The 18,238-nt window shown below is 71.1% G+C and carries 12 protein-coding genes; 9 read left to right on the plus strand and 3 right to left on the minus strand.

The genetic code is table 11. From position 1 onward, the window contains the following. The first annotated feature begins 168 nt into the window (after positions 1 to 168). From AB0F17_RS57810 to AB0F17_RS57840, 7 genes are all read left to right on the plus strand, one after another. Entirely contained in the window at positions 169 to 582 is a 414-nt protein-coding gene (locus AB0F17_RS57810; protein WP_358043214.1) for a nuclear transport factor 2 family protein, read from the plus strand. A gap of 171 nt (positions 583 to 753) precedes the next feature. Further along, positions 754 to 5,019 carry an NEW3 domain-containing protein gene (locus AB0F17_RS57815; protein WP_358043217.1) on the plus strand — a complete coding sequence of 1,422 codons (4,266 nt, stop codon included), beginning with the start codon at positions 754 to 756 and terminating at the stop codon, positions 5,017 to 5,019. 133 nt (positions 5,020 to 5,152) lie between these two features. Then, on the plus strand, positions 5,153 to 5,917 hold the full coding sequence (locus AB0F17_RS57820) for a GntR family transcriptional regulator (RefSeq protein WP_358043220.1): 765 nt from the start codon (positions 5,153 to 5,155) through the stop codon (positions 5,915 to 5,917). An 11-nt stretch (positions 5,918 to 5,928) separates the two neighbouring features. Then, the gene (locus AB0F17_RS57825) at positions 5,929 to 7,623 is read left to right on the plus strand and encodes a hypothetical protein (RefSeq protein ID WP_358043222.1); all 1,695 of its coding nucleotides are present in this window, start codon (positions 5,929 to 5,931) and stop codon (positions 7,621 to 7,623) included. Between the two features lie 123 nt (positions 7,624 to 7,746). After that, on the plus strand, positions 7,747 to 9,051 hold the full coding sequence (locus AB0F17_RS57830) for an extracellular solute-binding protein (protein WP_358043225.1): 1,305 nt from the start codon (positions 7,747 to 7,749) through the stop codon (positions 9,049 to 9,051). Positions 9,052 to 9,127: 76 nt separating this feature from the next. Further along, positions 9,128 to 10,084 (plus strand): sugar ABC transporter permease, encoded by a 957-nt coding sequence (locus AB0F17_RS57835; RefSeq protein ID WP_358043228.1) that lies wholly within the window; start codon positions 9,128 to 9,130, stop codon positions 10,082 to 10,084. 1 nt (position 10,085) lies between these two features. Continuing rightward, a complete protein-coding gene (locus tag AB0F17_RS57840) occupies positions 10,086 to 10,910 on the plus strand; it encodes a carbohydrate ABC transporter permease (RefSeq protein WP_358043231.1) in 825 nt (274 codons plus the stop codon). Between the two features lie 11 nt (positions 10,911 to 10,921). Here the strand turns inward: AB0F17_RS57840 and AB0F17_RS57845 are convergent, their stop codons facing one another. Beyond that, the gene (locus tag AB0F17_RS57845; protein ID WP_358043234.1) at positions 10,922 to 11,560 is read right to left on the minus strand and encodes a helix-turn-helix domain-containing protein; all 639 of its coding nucleotides are present in this window, start codon (positions 11,558 to 11,560) and stop codon (positions 10,922 to 10,924) included. 98 nt (positions 11,561 to 11,658) lie between these two features. Here AB0F17_RS57845 and AB0F17_RS57850 point away from each other — a divergent pair, with 98 nt between their 5' ends. Then, positions 11,659 to 12,588 (plus strand): NADP-dependent oxidoreductase, encoded by a 930-nt coding sequence (locus tag AB0F17_RS57850; RefSeq protein WP_358043237.1) that lies wholly within the window; start codon positions 11,659 to 11,661, stop codon positions 12,586 to 12,588. A 97-nt stretch (positions 12,589 to 12,685) separates the two neighbouring features. Continuing rightward, positions 12,686 to 15,982: a hypothetical protein gene (locus tag AB0F17_RS57855; protein ID WP_358043240.1), complete on the plus strand. Its 3,297-nt coding sequence runs from the start codon at positions 12,686 to 12,688 to the stop codon at positions 15,980 to 15,982. A gap of 32 nt (positions 15,983 to 16,014) precedes the next feature. Here AB0F17_RS57855 and AB0F17_RS57860 read toward each other — a convergent pair whose 3' ends face one another. Together AB0F17_RS57860 and AB0F17_RS57865 are read right to left on the minus strand one after the other, a co-directional pair. After that, complete coding sequence (locus tag AB0F17_RS57860; protein WP_358043243.1) at positions 16,015 to 16,740, minus strand: haloacid dehalogenase type II; 726 nt, start codon at positions 16,738 to 16,740, stop codon at positions 16,015 to 16,017. Between the two features lie 64 nt (positions 16,741 to 16,804). After that, complete coding sequence (locus AB0F17_RS57865) at positions 16,805 to 18,229, minus strand: aldehyde dehydrogenase (protein ID WP_358043246.1); 1,425 nt, start codon at positions 18,227 to 18,229, stop codon at positions 16,805 to 16,807. Positions 18,230 to 18,238 lie beyond the last annotated feature (9 nt).

Consider the following 18,238-nt stretch of genomic DNA (forward strand, 5'->3'; position numbering starts at 1 on the left):
CCCTTTGCGAACTAGGTTCGGAAATGACTCGTAAATCCGATGCCGACCAAACTCCCCCCTCCCGGGGCCCAGGTCAAGAGTTCAGCCCAAAGAAATTCCCCGGTAACAAGCCGGCCGACCGGGTGGACCGATTGCTAAGTGGGGAGCTCCCCATTTAGTCTGTCCCGCATGACACTAGGCGCCGACGATCGCGCGGCCATCACAGAGCTGATCTCCCTGCACGGGCACCTGTTCGACGACGGCGAGCTGGACCGGCTGGACGAACTGTTCACCGCCGACGTCGTTTACGACGCCTCGGACTTCGGCGTCGGATCGCTGGAAGGCGTGGCGGCGATCAGGGCGGCCGCGCTGACGCTGGGCGCGGCGAACCCCGTCGGCCATCACGTCACGAACGTCGTGCTCACCGAGATCGCCGACGGCCGGGTCCGCGCCCGCTCCAAGGGGATCAGCATCATGGCGGGCGGCACCTGCGGAAGCGTGACCTACGACGACGTCATCTCGTACGGTGACCAGGGGTGGCGGATGAGCTACCGCAAGATCATCGCGCGCCGGGCACCCCTCGGCGGGCTCACGGCCCCCTGAGTGTGGCGGCACGAAAAAGCCCGTTCGCCCAGCTCACTGGACAAACTTGGGCATACCGGGTGGCAGAGTCGAACCAGCGCTATATAGGATCCGCGAAAGCGCTTTCCCATACCCGGGATCCACGACACGGACGCCGAGTGACGCCACCCGGGTCCGAGGTCTGGAGTGAAGATGCGAATCGCGTCGTTGCAGGGTACTGATCTGTTCGTCGGCTCCGCGTCCGCGCCACGCCAGGTCGTCCGGGTGACCCTGACCGATGTGCCGGGGCCGGTACGGGTGTGGGTGGAGGGTCCTTCCGTCACCACACCCGAGCCCGTGACGGTCACCGGTGACGGAGAGGCCGAGGTGGGGGTGCTCATCTCCGCGCCGGAGGGCTCCGTCCACCGGGTCACCGCCGTCGCGGAAGGCGCGGGCGAACGCCGCATTCTCGACGGAAGCGTCGAGGCGGCGGCCACCGGCTGGACGATGTGGATGGTCTCGCACTTCCACTACGACCCGGTCTGGTGGAACACCCAGGCCGGGTTCACCGAGGTGTGGCACCAGCTACCCGACCTGCCGTGGGTCGGCAAGCTGCGGCCGCCGTTCGCCCGTACCGCCTTCGACCTGGTCCGCGCGCACCTGGACGCGGCCAGGCACGACGACGACTACAAGTTCGTCCTGGCCGAGATCGACTACCTCAAGCCGTTCTGGGATGTCTTTCCGGAGGATCGGGAGCAACTGCGGCGCTTCCTGGCCGAGGGGCGGGTCGAACTCGTCGGCGGAACCTACAACGAGCCCAACACCAACTTGACGCACCCCGAGTCGACCATCCGCAACGCGGTCTACGGCATCGGCTATCAGCGGGACGTGCTCGGCGGCGACCCGCGGACCGCCTGGATGCTCGACGTCTTCGGCCACGACCCGGCCTTCCCCGGGCTGATGGCCGACGCGGGGCTGGACTCCGCCTCGTGGGCGCGCGGGCCGTTCCACATGGTCGGCGCCAAGCGGCACACCGGCGACATCACCCGCATGCAGTTCGCCAGCGAGTTCGAGTGGGTCTCGCCGTCCGGGCGCGGGCTGCTCACCAGCTACATGTCCAACCACTACGTCGCCGGCTGGGACATGGAGCGCAAGGCGACGCTCGAAGAGGCGATGGCCGAGGCGTACAACCAGTTCAGCGAGCTGAAGAAGGTCGCGGCCACTCCCAATGTGCTGCTGCCCGTCGGGCACGACCACAACGTGCCGTCGCGATGGTGCACCGAGGTGCACCGCGCGTGGGCTGCCCGCTACGTCTGGCCCCGGTTCAGGGTGGGCCTGCCCCGCGAGTTCTTCGCCGCGGTACGCGCCGCCGCCCCGAGGCGCGGGATCACCCCGCAGACGCGGGACATGAACCCGGTCTACACCGGCAAGGACGTCTCCTACATCGACACCAAGCAGGCGCAGCGGGCTGCCGAGGTCGCCGTGCTCGACGCCGAGCGGCTCGCCACCCTGGCCGCGCTGCTGGGCGAGCGCTACCCCAGCGAGGCGCTGGACAAGGCGTGGCGGCTGCTGGCCTACGGCGCCCACCACGACGCGATCACCGGCACCGAGTCCGACCAGGTGTACCTGGACCTGCTCGCGGGCTGGCGGGAGGCCTACGAACTGGGCGCGGCGGCCCGGGACGGCGCCATCGCGGGCCTGGCCGCCCATGCCGACACCGAGGGCGCGGGCCGGGCGATCCTCGCCGTCAACACGTTGTCCTGGAACCGCGACGGCGTCACGACCGTGCGGGTCGCGTTCCCCGAACCGGGAAGGACCGGCGCGGAGTTGCGCGACGACCGGGGCGAGTCCGTCCCGGCGGTGGCCGAGGGCGTGCTGCGCCACCCGGATGGCACCGTGGCGGAGCTGAGCCTGACGTTCGTCGCCCGTGACGTGCCGTCGCTGGGTTTCCGCGTCTACCACCTGGCCCCCGCGCCCGATCTGCCCGCCCGGTGGGCCGAGGAGCCCGGAGGCGCCGCGATCGAGAACGAGACGTTCCTGATCGAAGCCGACGCCGCCCGAGGCGGCGCGCTCAGCCGCGTCCTCGACCGGCGTACCGGCCGGGAACTGCTGCGGCCCGGCGGCCTCGGCGGCGAGCTCTACCTGCAGGACGAGTATGCGGAGCATCCGGTCTGGCACGAGGGCCCGTGGCACCTGCTGCCGAAGGGGCCCGGCGTCGGCACCCGGGAACAGGCGACGACCGTACATGTGCGGCGGTCTCCGGTCGGTCGCCGGATCGTGGCCGTCACCCGCCTGGCCGACCTGCGGGTCACCCAGGAGACGACCCTGTGGGACGGAATCGGCCGGATCGACTTCCGCACCCACGTGGACGGCTCGATCGGCCGCGACCATCTGCTGAGGGCGCGGTTCGACCTCGACCTGCCCGGCGCACTGCCGGTCAGCGAGGTCGGCTTCGCCGCGATCGGCCGGTCGTTCGGCTTCCCGAACTCCGACGCGGGAGAGCACCTGTACACGCTGGACAACCCCGCGCACACCTGGGCGGGCCTGTCGGCCACGGCGCGGATCGCCCTGTCGCTCGCGGACGGCCGCCGCGAGAACCACGCGATCGGGGTCGCCGAGGTGGTGGCGTCCGGGGACGGGGACCGCGTCCGCGGCCTGCTCGACCGGCTGGTCGCCTGCGGCGTCACCGCCACGCTCACCCGGCCGGACGGCCCGCGCTACGGCGCGCTCGACGGCGACTCCAACCTGCCTGACATTCGTATCGTGCTCGGTGACGCGACCGCGAACGCCTTCGCCGAGCAGGTCCTCGGCACCGCGCCGGAGGGCTGCCCGGAGGCACTGGCACGGCACGGGCGGGTGTTCGTGCCCGCCGGCCACACCCGGCGCGAGGCCTGGGTGCCGAGCGCCGACCTGCGCGGCGTACGGGATCTGCCCGTGCTCATCGTGGCCGGGTCCGCCCTTGACGATGTCATCGACGACCTCGCCGACTCGGTGATCGAGGTGCCCGTCCCCGCCGGACTGCCCGGCACCGCGGAGCCGGTCGACGACTACTCGGTCGCCGTGGTCAACCGTGGCACGCCCGGTTTCGTGGCCGAGTCCGACGGCACCTGCTACGTCTCGCTGATGCGCTCCTGCGGGGCGTGGCCGAGCGGCGTCTGGATCGACGGCCCGGCCAGGACGGCCCCCGACGGCAGCAGCTTCTCCCTGCAGCACTGGACGCACACCTTCGAGTACAGCCTGGTGGCCGGGGCCGGTGACTGGCGGGCCGCCGGATTCGTACAGGCCGGGCAGGAGGTCAACCACGCGGTGCTCGCGCGTCAGGTGGCCGCGTCGCCGGGTCCGCTGGCCGCCCGGACGAGCCTCGGCGGGGTCGAGCCGTCCAGCGTCGTGTTGACCGCGTTGAAGCCGCGCGGAAACCCGATGGCATCGGGGCTGTCCGGCGACATCGACCTTGCCGCCGGTGTCACCGTGCGGCTCTACGAGTCGGCCGGGTCGCCCGCGGTGGCACGCGTACGCCTGCACGGCGGCCTGACCGACGTCGAAGTCGCCACGGTGCTCGAGACGACGACGCCTGAGGTGGCGACGCTTGCGGGGGCGACGGCTGAGGTGGCGACGCTTGCGGGAGCGGGGGAGCGGCTCGGCGACGTGGTGATCCCGTTGCGGCCCGCCGAGATCGTCACGCTGGGCGCGCGGGCGGCCCTGGGGCCGGGTCACGCGGCCGCCCACGTCGAGCCCGCCCAGCCGGTCTTCACCCGGTACTGGCTGCACAACAAGGGTCCCGCCCCGGCCGGGTACCTGCCGGTCGCGGTCCACGTGCACCCGATGGCGCTACGGGTGGGTCCGGGGGAGGAGGGGACTGTGCGGGTCACCGTCGCCTGCTCGGCCCGGTCTACCGTCGGCCTGGTGGAGCTGGACGTGCCGGAGGGCTGGGCGGTGGCTCCTCCCGGTTCCCTGAAGTACGACCTGGAGGCGGGGGAGCACGCCGAGTTCGAGACGGTCCTGCGGCCACCCGCCGACGCCGGGGCCGGGACCTACTTCGTCGCCGCCCGCATCCGCGACGAACTGGGCCAGACCCTGGAGGACGTGGTCACCGTGACCGTCGGCGACCCGGAGCCCCGCGAGCCGCTCACCGTGACGTTGGGTCCGGCCGGGCTGGAGGTCGTGCCGGGCGGGCGGGCGACGCTCACCGTCGAGCTCGTCAATGACGCGCGCACCGAGGTGCGCGGAGAGGCGCAACTGCTCAGCCCGTTCGGCACGTGGGGCGCCGGGGCCGGGGAGGTGCTGTCCGGTCCGTGGACGCAGGGCTTCGCCGTTCCCGCCGGAGGCCGCGTCCCGCTGCACTTCACCGTACGGGCACCGGGCGACGCCCGGCCGGGGGCGCACTGGTGGGCGGCGGTGAGGGTCGGCGCCTTCGGCCGGGTCCATTACACTCGGACGCTCCCCGTCGAGGTGCGCACTTTGTCAGGACAATATATGTAGAAAAGTCAGGACAATGTATTGACGCGGGTCTTTCCGAGGCGTTTGGATGGGTGACCTGTCGGCTCGCTACGAACGACGGAGACAAGCGTCGCAATGATCCAATTTGTCAACTAGTCCGGTCATAATGACAATTATGATCTCCCAGATCCCCCGGTTGGAGTCCCTCGCCGCCCTTGTCGACCTCGACAAGACCAGCGCTGTCCCGCTCTACTTCCAGGTGGCGCAGCAGTTGGAGGCGGCCATCGCGGGCGGCGTGCTGCCACCGGGCACCCAGCTCGACAGCGAGATCGAGCTGGCCGACCAGATCATGGTGTCGCGCCCCACCATGCGCAAGGCGATGGAGATCCTCGTCGACAAGGGCCTGATCGTGCGGCGACGAGGGGTGGGCACCCGGGTCGTCCAGTCCCAGGTCCGGCGGCCGCTGGAGCTGAGCAGCCTGTACGACGACCTCAAGAGCACCGGCCAGGAGCCGGCCACGACGGTGCTGTCCAACACCGTCAAGCCGGCCTCCGCGGCCGTCGCGGAAGCCCTCGGACTGGTCGAAGGAACGCCGGTGATCGCGATAGCCCGGCTCCGGATGGCCCGCGACCAGCCGCTCGCCAAGATGCGCAACTACCTGCCCCCCTTACGGCTGGAGATCGGGACCGACGCGCTGGAGAAGCGAGGGCTCTACGAGCTGATCCGGTCGGCCGGCATCCGGCTGCACGCGGCGACCCAGACGGTAGGCGCCCGCAATGCCACGGCGGCGGAGGCGCGGCTGCTCGGGGAGAGCCGGGGCGCCGCCGTCCTGACCATGGAGCGCGTCGCCTACGACGACAGCGGCTCGCCCGTGGAGTACGGCACGCACATCTACGCCGCGTCCCGCTACAGCTTCCAGATGAACCTGCTCATGGGCTGAACGATGAAGAGATGAACGACGAACATGTTGACGCCGCGTTCACCGCGGCGGTCCAGGCTGCCCTGACCGGGCAGGTCGAAGCGATACTCAACGAGGGCGACGGCTGGGATCACCTGCAACACCGCCCGCTGGCCGAGCGAATCCTGGCCCTGGTCGCGTACGGGCGGGACGGCCGGCTGCTCGATCACGCGGCCCGGCTCGCCGCCCGGCTGCGCGAGCTGCAGGGCCCCGGCGGGCTGTTCACCGGCGGTGACAACGTCGACTCCCCGCCGGACTCCGCGTTCAGCGTCAACGATCTCGCCGACGCCCTGTGGCTGCTGCGGCGCGACCCTCCCGGCGCTGCCGAGCACGGGCTGGCGGACCTGCTCGACGACCTGCTGACGGCAGCCGCCCCGGCCTTGGCGCGGGGCGGCGTGCACACCCCCAACCACCGCTGGGAGATCTCGGCCGCCCTGGCCAGGCTGCACCGGCTCGCGCCCGACCGGGCGCCGGCGGAACGGGTCGGCCAGTGGCTGGCCGAGGGTGTCGACATCGACGACGACGGGCTCTACTCCGAACGCAGCGCCAACTACGCCGCGTTCGTGTCGAACCCGTCGCTGCTCGCCATCGCCGACGTGTTCGACCGTCCCGACCTGGTCGACGCCGTCGAACGGAACCTGGACGCCACGCTCGATCTGCTGCTGCCGGACGGGACGGTCGAGACGGTGCTGTCGCGCCGCCAGGACCAGTGGCAGCCGCTGCCCCTGGCGCCCTACCTGCTCCCGCTGCGCCGGATCGCGCTGCTGCGCGGCCGGGGCGACCTCGCCTGGGCGGCCGGACTCGCGCTGTCCCAGGGGATCGTCTCACCGGCGCGCGCGGCCACGGAGCTGATCCTCGACCCCGGCCTCGCGCGGGAACTGCCGGAACCCGTCCCGCCCCGAAGACCGCGCCAACGCGTCTTCGGCGCCGCGGGACTGCTCGTCGACCACCGGCCCGCGACGACAACCGTGGTCTTCGGCGGTTCCGACTATCCGCGTCACAGACGCGTCCGTTCCGGGCTGGCGAACTCCCCGACTTTTCTCCGCCTGTTCGCCGGGGCGGCCGTCCTGGGGGACGTGCGTCTCTCGCGGGTCTTCTTCGGCCTGGGGCCCTTCCGCGCCGACCGATTGCTGGTCGAGCGCGATCAGGGGAGCACGACCGCGACGCTCGCGGAATCCGTGTCGGCCTCCTACTACCAGCCGATGGCGGATCAGCACCGCGACGCGCGCGGCCACTACGGGCTGGTCGACGATGGCCGCTTCAGCGCGGCGATGGACTTCGGCCGGCGCGCCCGGGACGAGGTCACGCTGACCACCGCCGTCCACGTGGCCATCACGGACACCGGGGCCGAGCTGACCGTCGACCTGGCGGGCGCGGCCGTGGACTGGGCCCTGGAGCTGGCCTTCCGGCCCGGCGGGCGGATGACCGGCGCCCTGGCCCTGGACGAGCACTCCTGGCAGCTCGACGGGGGCGAGCCCGCGGTCTATCGCGTGGCCGACGACTCGATCACGGTCACCGCGATCGACACGTCGATGGCCGCTTCCCATGCGGTCCCCGCCTACGAGCCCGGCGAGGAGTACCGGTTCCTCGGGGGCACCGACGCCGTGTCGGGAGAGCGGTTGTACGTCGCCGGACGGGTTCCGGGAAGGGTGCGTTTGCGCCTCGCGGCCGCCCATAACGTGGGATGAACCCACAGTTCACCGGCCTATCAAGCATTTCATCTTGACGTACATATGTCCTGACTATTGACCTAGTAAGCGCTTTCCCGTTAGCGTCCCACGCCACAGGCAGATGACCCCCGAGGAGACGCCATGACGACTTCCGTGACAGCCAGGAGACGACTCACGCGCTGGCGTTGGCTACCAGTGACCGTCGCCGCGGCGCTCGCCCTCACCGCGTGCGGTTCGAGCTCCGACGGGGACTCGGGCGGAGGCTCCGGCGCCAAGAGCATCAGCTTCTGGCTCTCGGCGAGCAAGGCCCAGGCGCAGGGCTACTACGACCTGGCCAAGGAGTTCGAGGCCAAAGAGGGCGTCAAGGTCGAGATCGTCAACATCCCCACCGACGGCTACCAGGACAAGCTGCGCCAGGCCGCGCAGGCCAACTCCCTGCCCGACGCGGCCAGCGTGCCCTCGCTCGACACCATCTGGATCAACCAGCTCCAGGACATCAGCGCGACGGCCAACGCCCCGGCCAACAAGATCAACAAGGACCTGCTCACCGTCAAGGACGGCAAGACCCTCTGCATCCCCTCCGACCTGACGGCGGCCGGGCTGTTCGTCAACAAGAGCCTTTTCGACAAGGCCAAGGTCAAGGTTCCCACCGACCCGAACCAGACCTGGACCTGGGACGAGTTCCTGGCCGCTGCCAAGAAGGTCCGCACCGCCACGGGCGCCAAGTACGACCTGGTCTATGACCAGTCGCCCGCGCGCATCAGGGCCTTCATCTACAACAACGGAGGCAAGGGCTTCCAGCTCGGCGCGGACAACAAGTTCGCCACCCCCGACGACGCCACCGTGCAGGCGCTGTCGAAGTTCGTCTCGCTGAACGACGACGCCGTCATGCCGAAGTCGGTCTGGACCTCGGGCGCCGACCCGAACGCCCTGTTCAAGAGCGGCCAGGTCGTCGCGTACTTCTCCGGCGTCTGGCAGGTGGCCGACTTCGCGGACAGCATCACGAGCTTCGACTGGGCCAGCGCGCCGACGCCGGGACCCGTCCACGCCACCGACATCAACCTCGGCGGCAAGGTGGTCGCCTTCAACAACGGTGACAAGGCCGAGCCCGCCAAGAAGTGGGTGGACTACATCTTCCAGCCCGCGAACTACACGAAGCTCGCGCAGGTCAACGGCTACCTGCCGGTGGAGTCCGGTCTCACGCTGAACTACCCGTTCACGAAGAAGGCGGCCCTGGACGCCTTTCAGCTCTACATCAAGGAGATCGAGCTGGCGGACCCGATCTCCTCCTCGGGACAGCAGAACGGGACGAAGCTCCTGCTCGCCGGCAAGTCCATCCAGACCGACCCGACCAAGGACGAGATGGCCAAGCTGATCAACGGTCAGCAGGACGTCAAGCAGACGGTCGACAAGATCGTGTCGGGACTCAACCAGCAGGTCGGCTGAGCGTACGGCCCCGCCGGCACCTTCCTGGTGCCGGCGGCCCGGGCGGTGGACAACGCGGAAGAAAGAGGAGAGCGCAATGGCGGAGAATATTCCGCGATCGGCGGGGCGCGCCGTGGAGACGCGGGCCTGGACCCCGTCGCGCCGGTGGTTCCGCCGACGAACCGGGCGGCATGACCGCTACACCTTGGCACCCCTGCTGCTCATCTCGTCCAACCTCGCGCTGTTCCTGCTCTTCTTCGTCTGGCCGGCCGCCATCGGCCTGGGCTACTCCTTCACCAGCTACACGGGTGTCGGCCCGGCGCCGTTCGTGGGTCTGGACAACTACCAGCGGCTGCTGAACGACGAGGCGTTCTACGCCGCGCTGGTCCGTACGCTGATCTTCACGGCGGCCGTCGTCCCGCTGACGTTCGTCGCCTCGCTGAGCACGGCCGTGCTGCTCACCAGCCCGTACAGCCGGGGCAAGCCGGTCGCGCGGGTGATCTTCTTCGTGCCCTGGCTCATCTCCCCGATCATCGCCGGTGTCATCTGGCGCTGGATCTTCGGTGAGAACTTCGGGCTCGTCAACTACATCATCACCGTGCTCGGCGGCGAGGCGGTGTCGTGGCAGTCCAACGCGAACCTCTCCCTGGCCGTCGTGGTCATCGCCGCAGCCTGGGGTGGCACCGCGTTCAACATGCTGATGTTCGTCGCGGCCATCAAGAACGTGCCGACCGCGTACTACGAAGCCGCGTCCCTGGACGGCGCGGGCTCGTGGGCCAAGTTCCGCCACATCACACTGCCCTCGATCGCGCCCACGTCGTTCATCGTGATCCTGCTCAGCACCCTGGGATCGATGAAGGAGTACGCGCTCATCCAGGCGGTCAACGGCGGGGGTCCGGGCAGCGAGAACAACCTGCTCATCCAGTACATCTTCACGACCGGCTTCCAACGTGCCCAGGTCGGTTACGCGAGCGCGGCGTCCTTCGTGCTCATGCTGGTCCTGATGGTCATCGCTGTCGCGCAGTTGGTCATCAACCGCCGGAAGGAATCCTGAGATGGATAACCTGCTGCCGAAGAAGGTCTGGGCGACGGCAGTCCTGTGGTTCCTGGTCGCCTTGTACGGCATTCCCGTCCTGTGGTTCCTGCTCAGCTCCTTCAAACCGGCGGGAGAGCTGTTCTCCTATCCGCTGACCATCTTCCCGAAGCAGCCGACCATCTCCGGCTTCACCGAGGCCTGGACGAGCTTCGACTTCAGCCGCTACTTCGGCAACACCCTCATCGTGGCCGTGTCCGCGACCCTCGTCACCATCGTGACGAGCGCGACCTGCGGGTACGCCCTGGCGAAGTACACCAACTGGTGGCTGCGGGCGTTCACCATCTGCATCCTGGCCACCACGATGCTGCCGGGCGAGGTCATCCTGTCCCCGCTGTTCCTCATCGTCCGCGACCTGGGCCTGTACAACAGTCTCGCCGGTGTGGTGGCTCCCTCGGTGATCACGGCGACGGGCACCTTCATGTTCCGCCAGTTCTTCCTGGGCGTGCCGCGCGACCTGCTGGACGCGGCCCGCATCGACGGCAGCGGCGAACTGTCGATCTTCTTCCGGATCATGCTCCCGCTGTCCCGGCCGATCATCATGACCCTCGCCATCATGTCGTTCCAGTGGCGATGGAACGACTACATCTGGCCCCTCGTGGTCCTCAACGACCCGAAGGAGTTCACCCTGCAGATCGGCGTCGCGAGCATCGTGGGCGCGGAGAACGTCAACTGGTCGGTCCTGCTCGGGGCGTCGGTCCTGTCCATGATCCCCCTGGTCGCGATCTACCTGATCTTCCAGAAGTACGTGATGAACGCCGACCTCAGCGCGGGCCTGAAGGACTAGGGCGCCTCCCGTCACCGGCCCTGCAGCCGGAGCAGCGCCCGATACATCGCGGTAGGCGTCGGCGGGTCGGGGAGCGGCGCCGCACCCGGCCCGGCGAAGGCCTGGAGCAGGTATCCCAGCAGCCGCCGGTAGGTGCCGGGCGCCGCGTCGGCCGTGGCGGTGATGACGCCCGCGCAGGCCATCAGCAACATCACGAGATCCTCGGGCACGAAGTCGGCACGTAGCCGGCCGGTCGCCTTGGCCCGGTCGATCAGCTCGACGAAGCCGTGATAGGCGCGGGCGCGCTCGGCCTCGAACTCCTTGGCCGTCGGCAGGCTCAACGTCAGCAGGTCGGCGAAGCCGCGATCGGTGGCCTGCATGGCGCACACCGTCTCCAGGTAGCCGCAGAAGCCGTGCCAGGGGTCCGGATCGGCCAGGGCCACGCTGACCGCGTCGGCGTAGGCGGCCATCTTGTTGTCGAACGCGGCCGCGATCAGCTCCTCCCGGGTGGGGAAGCGCCGGTAGAGGGTGGCGATGCCGACCCCGGCCTGGCGGGCGACCTCCTCGATGGGCGCGTCCAATCCCTGCTCGGCGAAGACGTGGCGGGCGGCGGCGATGAGGCGTTCGCGGTTGCGGGCCGCGTCCGCGCGCAGCGATGGCGGGGTAGTCACCTCTCCAGCATACAAGTGGAGGAAGAGCTCCAGTTATGCTGTTACGCTGACTCATAAATGGAGGGAACCCTTCATTTACCTCTCGAGGAAGGACCGCCATGCGCGCTCTGGCCGTTACCGCCGTTCCCGGCAGCCCCGCACTGACCGAGCTGCCCACCCCGGCTCCCGAGGCCGGTGAACTGCTCGTACGCGTCGCCGCCACCTCCGTCAACGGCTTCGACGCGGCCACCGCCGCCGGGATGCTGCAGGGGATGATGGAGCACCGCTTCCCGCTGGTGCTCGGCAAGGACTTCGCCGGCACCGTCGAGGCCGTCGGCTCGGACGTGACCGGTTTCACGGCCGGTGACGTGGTGTTCGGGGTGGTGATGAAGCCGTTCCTGGGCACCGGCTCGCTCGGCGAGTACGTCACCGTCACGGCCGGCTACGGCGTCACGCACGTCCCCGGCAAGCTCGGCGTCGCCGAGGCCGGCGCGCTGGGCCTGGCCGGCACGGCAGCGCTGACCGCCGTCGAGGCCCTCGACCTCCACGAGGGGGAGAGCGTGCTGATCGTGGGCGCGACCGGCGGGGTCGGCGCGCTCGCGCTCCAGTACGCCCAGGCCCGCGGCGCCCAGGTGATCGCCACCGCGCGACCGGGCGCCGAGACCGACTTCGTCCGCGACCTGGCCGGGGACGGCATCGAGGTGGTGGACCACAGCGGCGACCTGGCGGCCCAGGTCCGCGCCCTCGCGCCCGGCGGAGTGACCGCCGCCCTGCACCTCGCCGGTGACGGCGCCCTGGTGGCCGGCCTGGTGACCGACGGCGGGCGGTTCGCCTCCACCCTGGGGTTCGCGCCCGAAGGCGACAGGCTCGCCGCGACCGCGGTCATGGCCGACCCCACCGCCGCCGTCCTGGACCGGCTGGCCGCCGACGCCGCGGGCGGCGCCATCCGGGTGCCCGTCACCCGCTCCTACCCGCTGGCGGAGGCGGCCCAGGCGTTCGACGACTTCGGCGCGGGCGCCATCGGCAAGCTCGCCATCACCCTGAGCTGAGGACCTTTCGCCTGCCTACGCAGGCAGAGCCGGTCCGCACCGCCTGATATACGAAGAGTCCACCTCCGATCACGATGGGTGACGGTAGATTTCCCGTGTGGCGAACGGAGCGGATTTTCGCGAGGCCGGGACCGGAGCCGAGCGGCGGCGGCGTTTCACCGGCCCCGCCGCCGGCTGCCCCTATCCGGGACTGATGTCCTTCCGCACGGAGGACGCACGCTGGTTCTTCGGCCGCGATCGGGCGGTGGCCGACCTGGTGGGCCTGCTGGCCGATCCCGATACGGCAGGCCATCCGGCGATCGTGATCGGCCCTTCGGGGGTGGGCAAGTCCTCGCTGCTGCGAGCCGGTCTGGCCCCGGCCGTGCTGCGCGGAGCGCTCCCCGGCCGCCGGCCCGGCCAGCCGAGTGTGGCGTACCTGACGCCCACCGCCCGGCCGATGCGCGAGCTGGGCGGCGTCGACCCCCGTACGCTGGTGATCGTCGACCAGTTCGAGGAGCTGTTCACGCTCTGCGAGGACGAGGGCGCGCGGCAGGCGTTCATCGCCGAGCTGTGCCACCGGTCGGCGGCCGGGCTCGCGGTGGTCCTGGGCGTGCGCGCCGACTTCTACGGTCACTGCCTGGCCCACCCGCCGCTGCTGGCGGCGCTGCGGGCGCGCTGCCTGCCGCTCGGCCCGATGGCGGCCGGGCAGCTACGGCAGGCGATCAGCGAACCCGCCGCCGTGGCGCGGCTGGCCCTCGAACCCGGCCTGGTCGAGCTGCTGCTGCGCGACGTCGGCGCCAGGACCAGCGGCGCCTGCGACGCCGGGGCGCTGCCCCTGCTGTCCCACGCCCTGCGCGCCACCTGGCAGCAGCGCACCGGCAGTCTGCTCACGGTCGCCGGCTACGAACGCACCGGCGGCATCCGGGGCGCCATCGAGGTCACCGCCGAGCACGCGTACGCGCAGCTCGACGCGGCGCGACAGCAGGTGGCCAGGCACACGCTGCTGCGCCTGGTCCACGTCGGCGACGGGGTGGCCGACAGCCGCCGCCGGCTCGCCCGCCACGCGCTGACCGGCGACGGGGACGAGGCGGCGGAGGCCGTGGTCGAGACGTTCATCCGGGCCCGCCTGCTGACGGCCGACGCCGAGTGGGTCGAGATCAGCCACGAAGTGCTGCTCGACGCCTGGCCCCGGCTGAAGGGCTGGATCGACACCGACCGGGCGGGGCTCCGGATCAGGCAGCAGCTCACCGACGCCGCCGCGGCGTGGGATCATGCGGAACGCGACGACTACCTCCTGCTGCGCGGCCCCCATCTGACCACGCTGCGCGAATGGGCCGACGTGGCCCCGGCCGGCGCCCTCACCCCTGTCGAGTGCGCCTTCCTCACCGCGAGCTGGGCGGGGCAGGAGTCCGAGCGGCTGGAGACGCTGAGGCGTAACCGCAGGCTGCGCCGCCTGGTCGGCTGCCTCGCGGTCACGCTGGCGCTGACCGTGGCCGGCGCGGTCGTGGTGGTCGGGCAGACGGGACAGGCACAACGGAGCTCCCTGGCCGGGCGGCTGTCCGTCGAGGCGGCCCGGCTGGCCGCATCCCGGCCGGAGGTGTCGGCGCTGCTCGCCGCGGCGGCCGTCGAGCAGGACCGCACGCCGCAGTCGCTCGGCGCGCTCATGAGCACGCAGGCAGGGGGGTTCGTGGCGCGCCTGGCCGGGCACAAAGCTCCCCTCTGGGGAGCGTCCGTCAGCGCTGACGGCTCGACGCTCGCCACCGTCGACCACGCCGGCCGCGCCTTGCTGTGGGATGCCCGCCGGCGGACCGTGATCCACACGCTGGAAGACCTCTCCGCACGCCTCACCGCCATCGCCATCAGCCCGGACGGCCGCCTGGTCGCCGGGGCGGGAGACGACAGACGGCTGAGGATGTGGGACGCCGGGACGGGCCGGGTGCTGGCGACCCGCCCGCTGCCGGGCGGCACGGCGATGGGCGGGCTCTCGTTCGACCAGAAGGGCGCGACCCTGGCGGTGGCCGGGACCGGAGTGGGGTTGTGGCGGGCCGGCGACCTGCGGGCGCTGCCGCCTCCGCCGTGGGGGGCCGACTCCGTCGAAGGGACCGCGTTCAGCCCCGACGGCACCCTGCTGGCCGCCGCGGGCCACGACGGGAGGCTGCGGCTCTGGCGCACCGACGGCAAGGGCGGACCGCCGGTGATCCTCAAAGCGGGCGCGCACGCGGTGCGCGACGTCGCCTTCAGCCCGGACGGCACCCGGCTGGCCGCCGCGGGTGACGACGGTGCCGTCCGGCTCTGGCGTACATCCGACTGGCACCCGTCGGGCGTGCTGACCGGGCACCGCGGCACCGTGTGGGACCTCGACTTCCGTGGCGACGGCCGGCTGCTCGCCACGGCGGGGGAGGACCAGCGGATCCTGCTGTGGGACGTGGCGGCGGGTCGCCGGCTCGCCGAGCTGACCGGCCACAGCGCCCCCGTGCACGCGGTCGCCTTCCCGCGCCGGGGCACGCTGCTGGTCAGCGCCGCCGCCGACACGACCGGCGCCATCTGGGACACCGCGGGCTGGGAGGTCCGCGGCTGCCCCGAGCCGGAATCGGTCGCGGCGGCATGGGGGCCCTGGGGGCTGGTCACCGGCGCCGTGGACGGCGTCGTCCGCTATGGCGGACCGGCCGCCGCCACAGGACTGTGCGGGCAACTGCCTCTGCCGTACCCGCCGATCAGCGGCCTGGCCAGGGGCGGGAAGGACGGCGACCTGCTGGTGGCCGGCGCGGACGCCGGACGGATCCGCGTCTGGGATCTCCGGCACCGCACCGAGCTCTACCGGCTCGACCACCCCGGCCCCGGAGCCGGAGACCGGAGCCGGGTCACCATCGACCCCGCCGGCGACCTCGTGGCGGGCGGCTATGGCGACGAGATCCTGGTGTGGCGCATCACCACAGGTCAAGCCATCAGGATGGACACATGGACGGCGTCCGGGACCGTGGGCGCGCTCGCGTTCGACCCCGGCGTGCGGACGCTGACGACCGGCGAGGACCGGGCCGTCTACGTGCGGCGGCTCGGCGATCCCGCGTCGCGGCAGCTCCTCATGGCCGGCACCTCGCCGATCACGGCACTCGCCTACAGCGCGGACGGCACCGTGCTGGCGATCGGCTCCGACGACGGCACGGTGCGGCTCTGGCAGGTCCAGGGGCGGCGCGAGCTGTTCGCGCTGTCCACCCGCCAGGGCGCCGTCCGGGCGCTGGGTTTCGCCTCCGGCCGCCTGGCCGTCATCGGAGCGCACGGCACGCTCCGCTGGTGGGACCTGGACGAAGGCGCGGCGCTCCGCCGTGCCTGCGACATCGCCTCCGTGCCCGAGCCGCAGGAGTGGGCGCGGCTCGTCCCCAACATGAAGAGCCTGTCACCGTGCGATCCCACCTAGGGGACCAGACCAAGTACGAGATAAAGAACGCTTCAGCAGCCGAGCTTGTCGGCGAGCTCGTCGAAGCTGGTGGCGGCGAGGTCGCTGGTGGTGTCGGCGGCGCGGTCGGCGGGGCGGTCGGGTCCTTTCTCCAGGGGCCGTTCCAGGAACGCGGTGCGCAGCCCGGCCTGGCGGGCTCCGTCGAGGTCCCAGGTGTGGGCGGCGACCATGAGGATCCGGTCCTGCTCGACGTCGAGCAGGTTGGCGGCGGTCAGGTAGGGGGCCGGCGCGGGCTTGTACGTGCGGGCGAGTTCGGCCGACAGGACGCAGTCGAAGGGCAGGTGCGTGCTGTTGACGAGGTTGGTCAGCAGCGCGAAACCGCCGTTCGACAGTGCCGCCACGACGTAACGTCCGCGCAGCCGGGCCAGCCCGGAAGCCGCGTCGGGCCAGGCGGGCAGCCGGTGCCACGCGCGGACCATGCGCCGGCGGGCGGCCTCGTCGAACGCGCCGGCCATGCCGCGGGTCTCCAGCAGGTCGTCCAAGGATTCGCGGTGCAGCGTGTCGAGGTGGGCCCAGTCGCGTTCGCCGCGATTGACGCATTGGATGGACGGCAGGTATCGCTCTCGCCAGGCGTCGGCGAACTCACCGCCGTCGATCGCCGCGCCCTGCTCGGCGGCGACCTGGGATACCTGGTCGGCGACGCCGGTACGCCAGTCGAAGGTGGTGCCGAAGATGTCGCAGGCGATCACGCGAATGTCGGCGGGGTTGAACTCGGTCATGGTCGAACTATCCTTTGCGCTGCGTCTTGTGGGTGTCAGCGGTCTGCTCCCGGGGGAGCCGACCTCAGCAGTAGATGGACTTGAGCTGCTGGTAGGCGGCCAGCCCCTCGGGGCCGAGTTCGCGGCCGATGCCGCTGGCCTTGACGCCGCCGAAGGGCGCCGCCGGGTCGGGCAGGTAGCGGTTGACACCGATCGTCCCTGTCTCGATCCTCCGGGCCAGTCTCAGCGCGCGCTCCGGGTCGGCGGACCAGACCGAGCCGCCCAGGCCGAAATCCGAGTCGTTGGCGATGCGGACGGCCTCGTCCTCGTCGCGGTAGGGGATCACGGCGAGCACCGGGCCGAAGATCTCCTCCTGGCAGATGGTGGCGTCGTTGTCCACGTCGGCGAACACGGTGGGCTCGACGAACCAGCCCTGGTCGCGGCCCGCCGGCCGGCCTCCGCCTGTGGTGACGCGGCCGCCTTCCGCGCGGCCCTTGGCGATGTAGCCCTCCACGCGCTCGCGGTGCCGGGCGCTGACCATCGGCCCGATCTGGGCGTCCGGGTCGAGTGAGTCGGCGACCTTCAGCGAGGCGGCGAACTCGGTGAGAGTGTCGACGACCTCCGTGTACCGGGCACGCGGGGCGAGCACCCGGGTGCCGAGGTAGCAGGTCTGCCCGTTGTTGGCCAATGTCGCCAGGAACAGGTCCTGTCCGATCGCGCCGAGGTCCAGGTCGGCGTCGTCGAGGACGATCGCGGCCGACTTGCCGCCGAGTTCGAGGGTGACCGGGCGCAGCAGTCGCCCGCACTTCTCGGCGATCTCCCGCCCGGCCGCTGTCGAACCGGTGAACCCCACCTTGTCGATGCCCGGATGGGTCACGAGGTAGGCGCCCAGGTCCCGTCCGCCGGGCACGATGTTGAGCACACCGGCGGGCAGTTCCGCGTCGATCGCGGCCTGGGCCAGCAGGAAGCTGTCCAGCACGGTCTCGGGCGACGGCTTGACCACCACCGTGCACCCGGCGGCCAGCGCGGGCGCGATCTTCATGAAGCCCAGGGTCTGCGGGAAGTTCCACGGCACGATCGCCGCGACGACACCGAGCGGCTCCCTGCGGACCCGGACGGTCCCTCCGAGCAGTCCAGGTCTGGCCTCTTCCTGGTCGTCCGCGATCAGGTCGGCGTAGTAGCGCAGCAAGGTGGCCGGGAAGTTGGCCTCCAGTTGGGACGCGAACGCTATCGGCATGCCGTTCTGGGCCGCGACGAGGTGGGCGAAGCCGTCCTTGCGGGCTTCGATCGCGTCGGCGAAGCGACGCAGCGCGGCGGCGCGGTCGCGGTCACGCCAGCCGGGGAACGCGCGTCTCGCGGCCGTGACGGCGGCGTCGGCGTCCGCGTGCACCGCCTCGGGAACCTCGCCGATCGTCTCTCCGGTGTTGGGCGAGACGACGGCGATTCGCGCGTCGGATGCGGGGGCGGCCCAATGGCCGCCGAGGTACAGCGAGTCGTGATGGGTGAACACGGTTCCTCT

It is taken from the genome of Nonomuraea sp. NPDC026600, assembly GCF_040638335.1.
Classification (GTDB): domain Bacteria; phylum Actinomycetota; class Actinomycetes; order Streptosporangiales; family Streptosporangiaceae; genus Nonomuraea.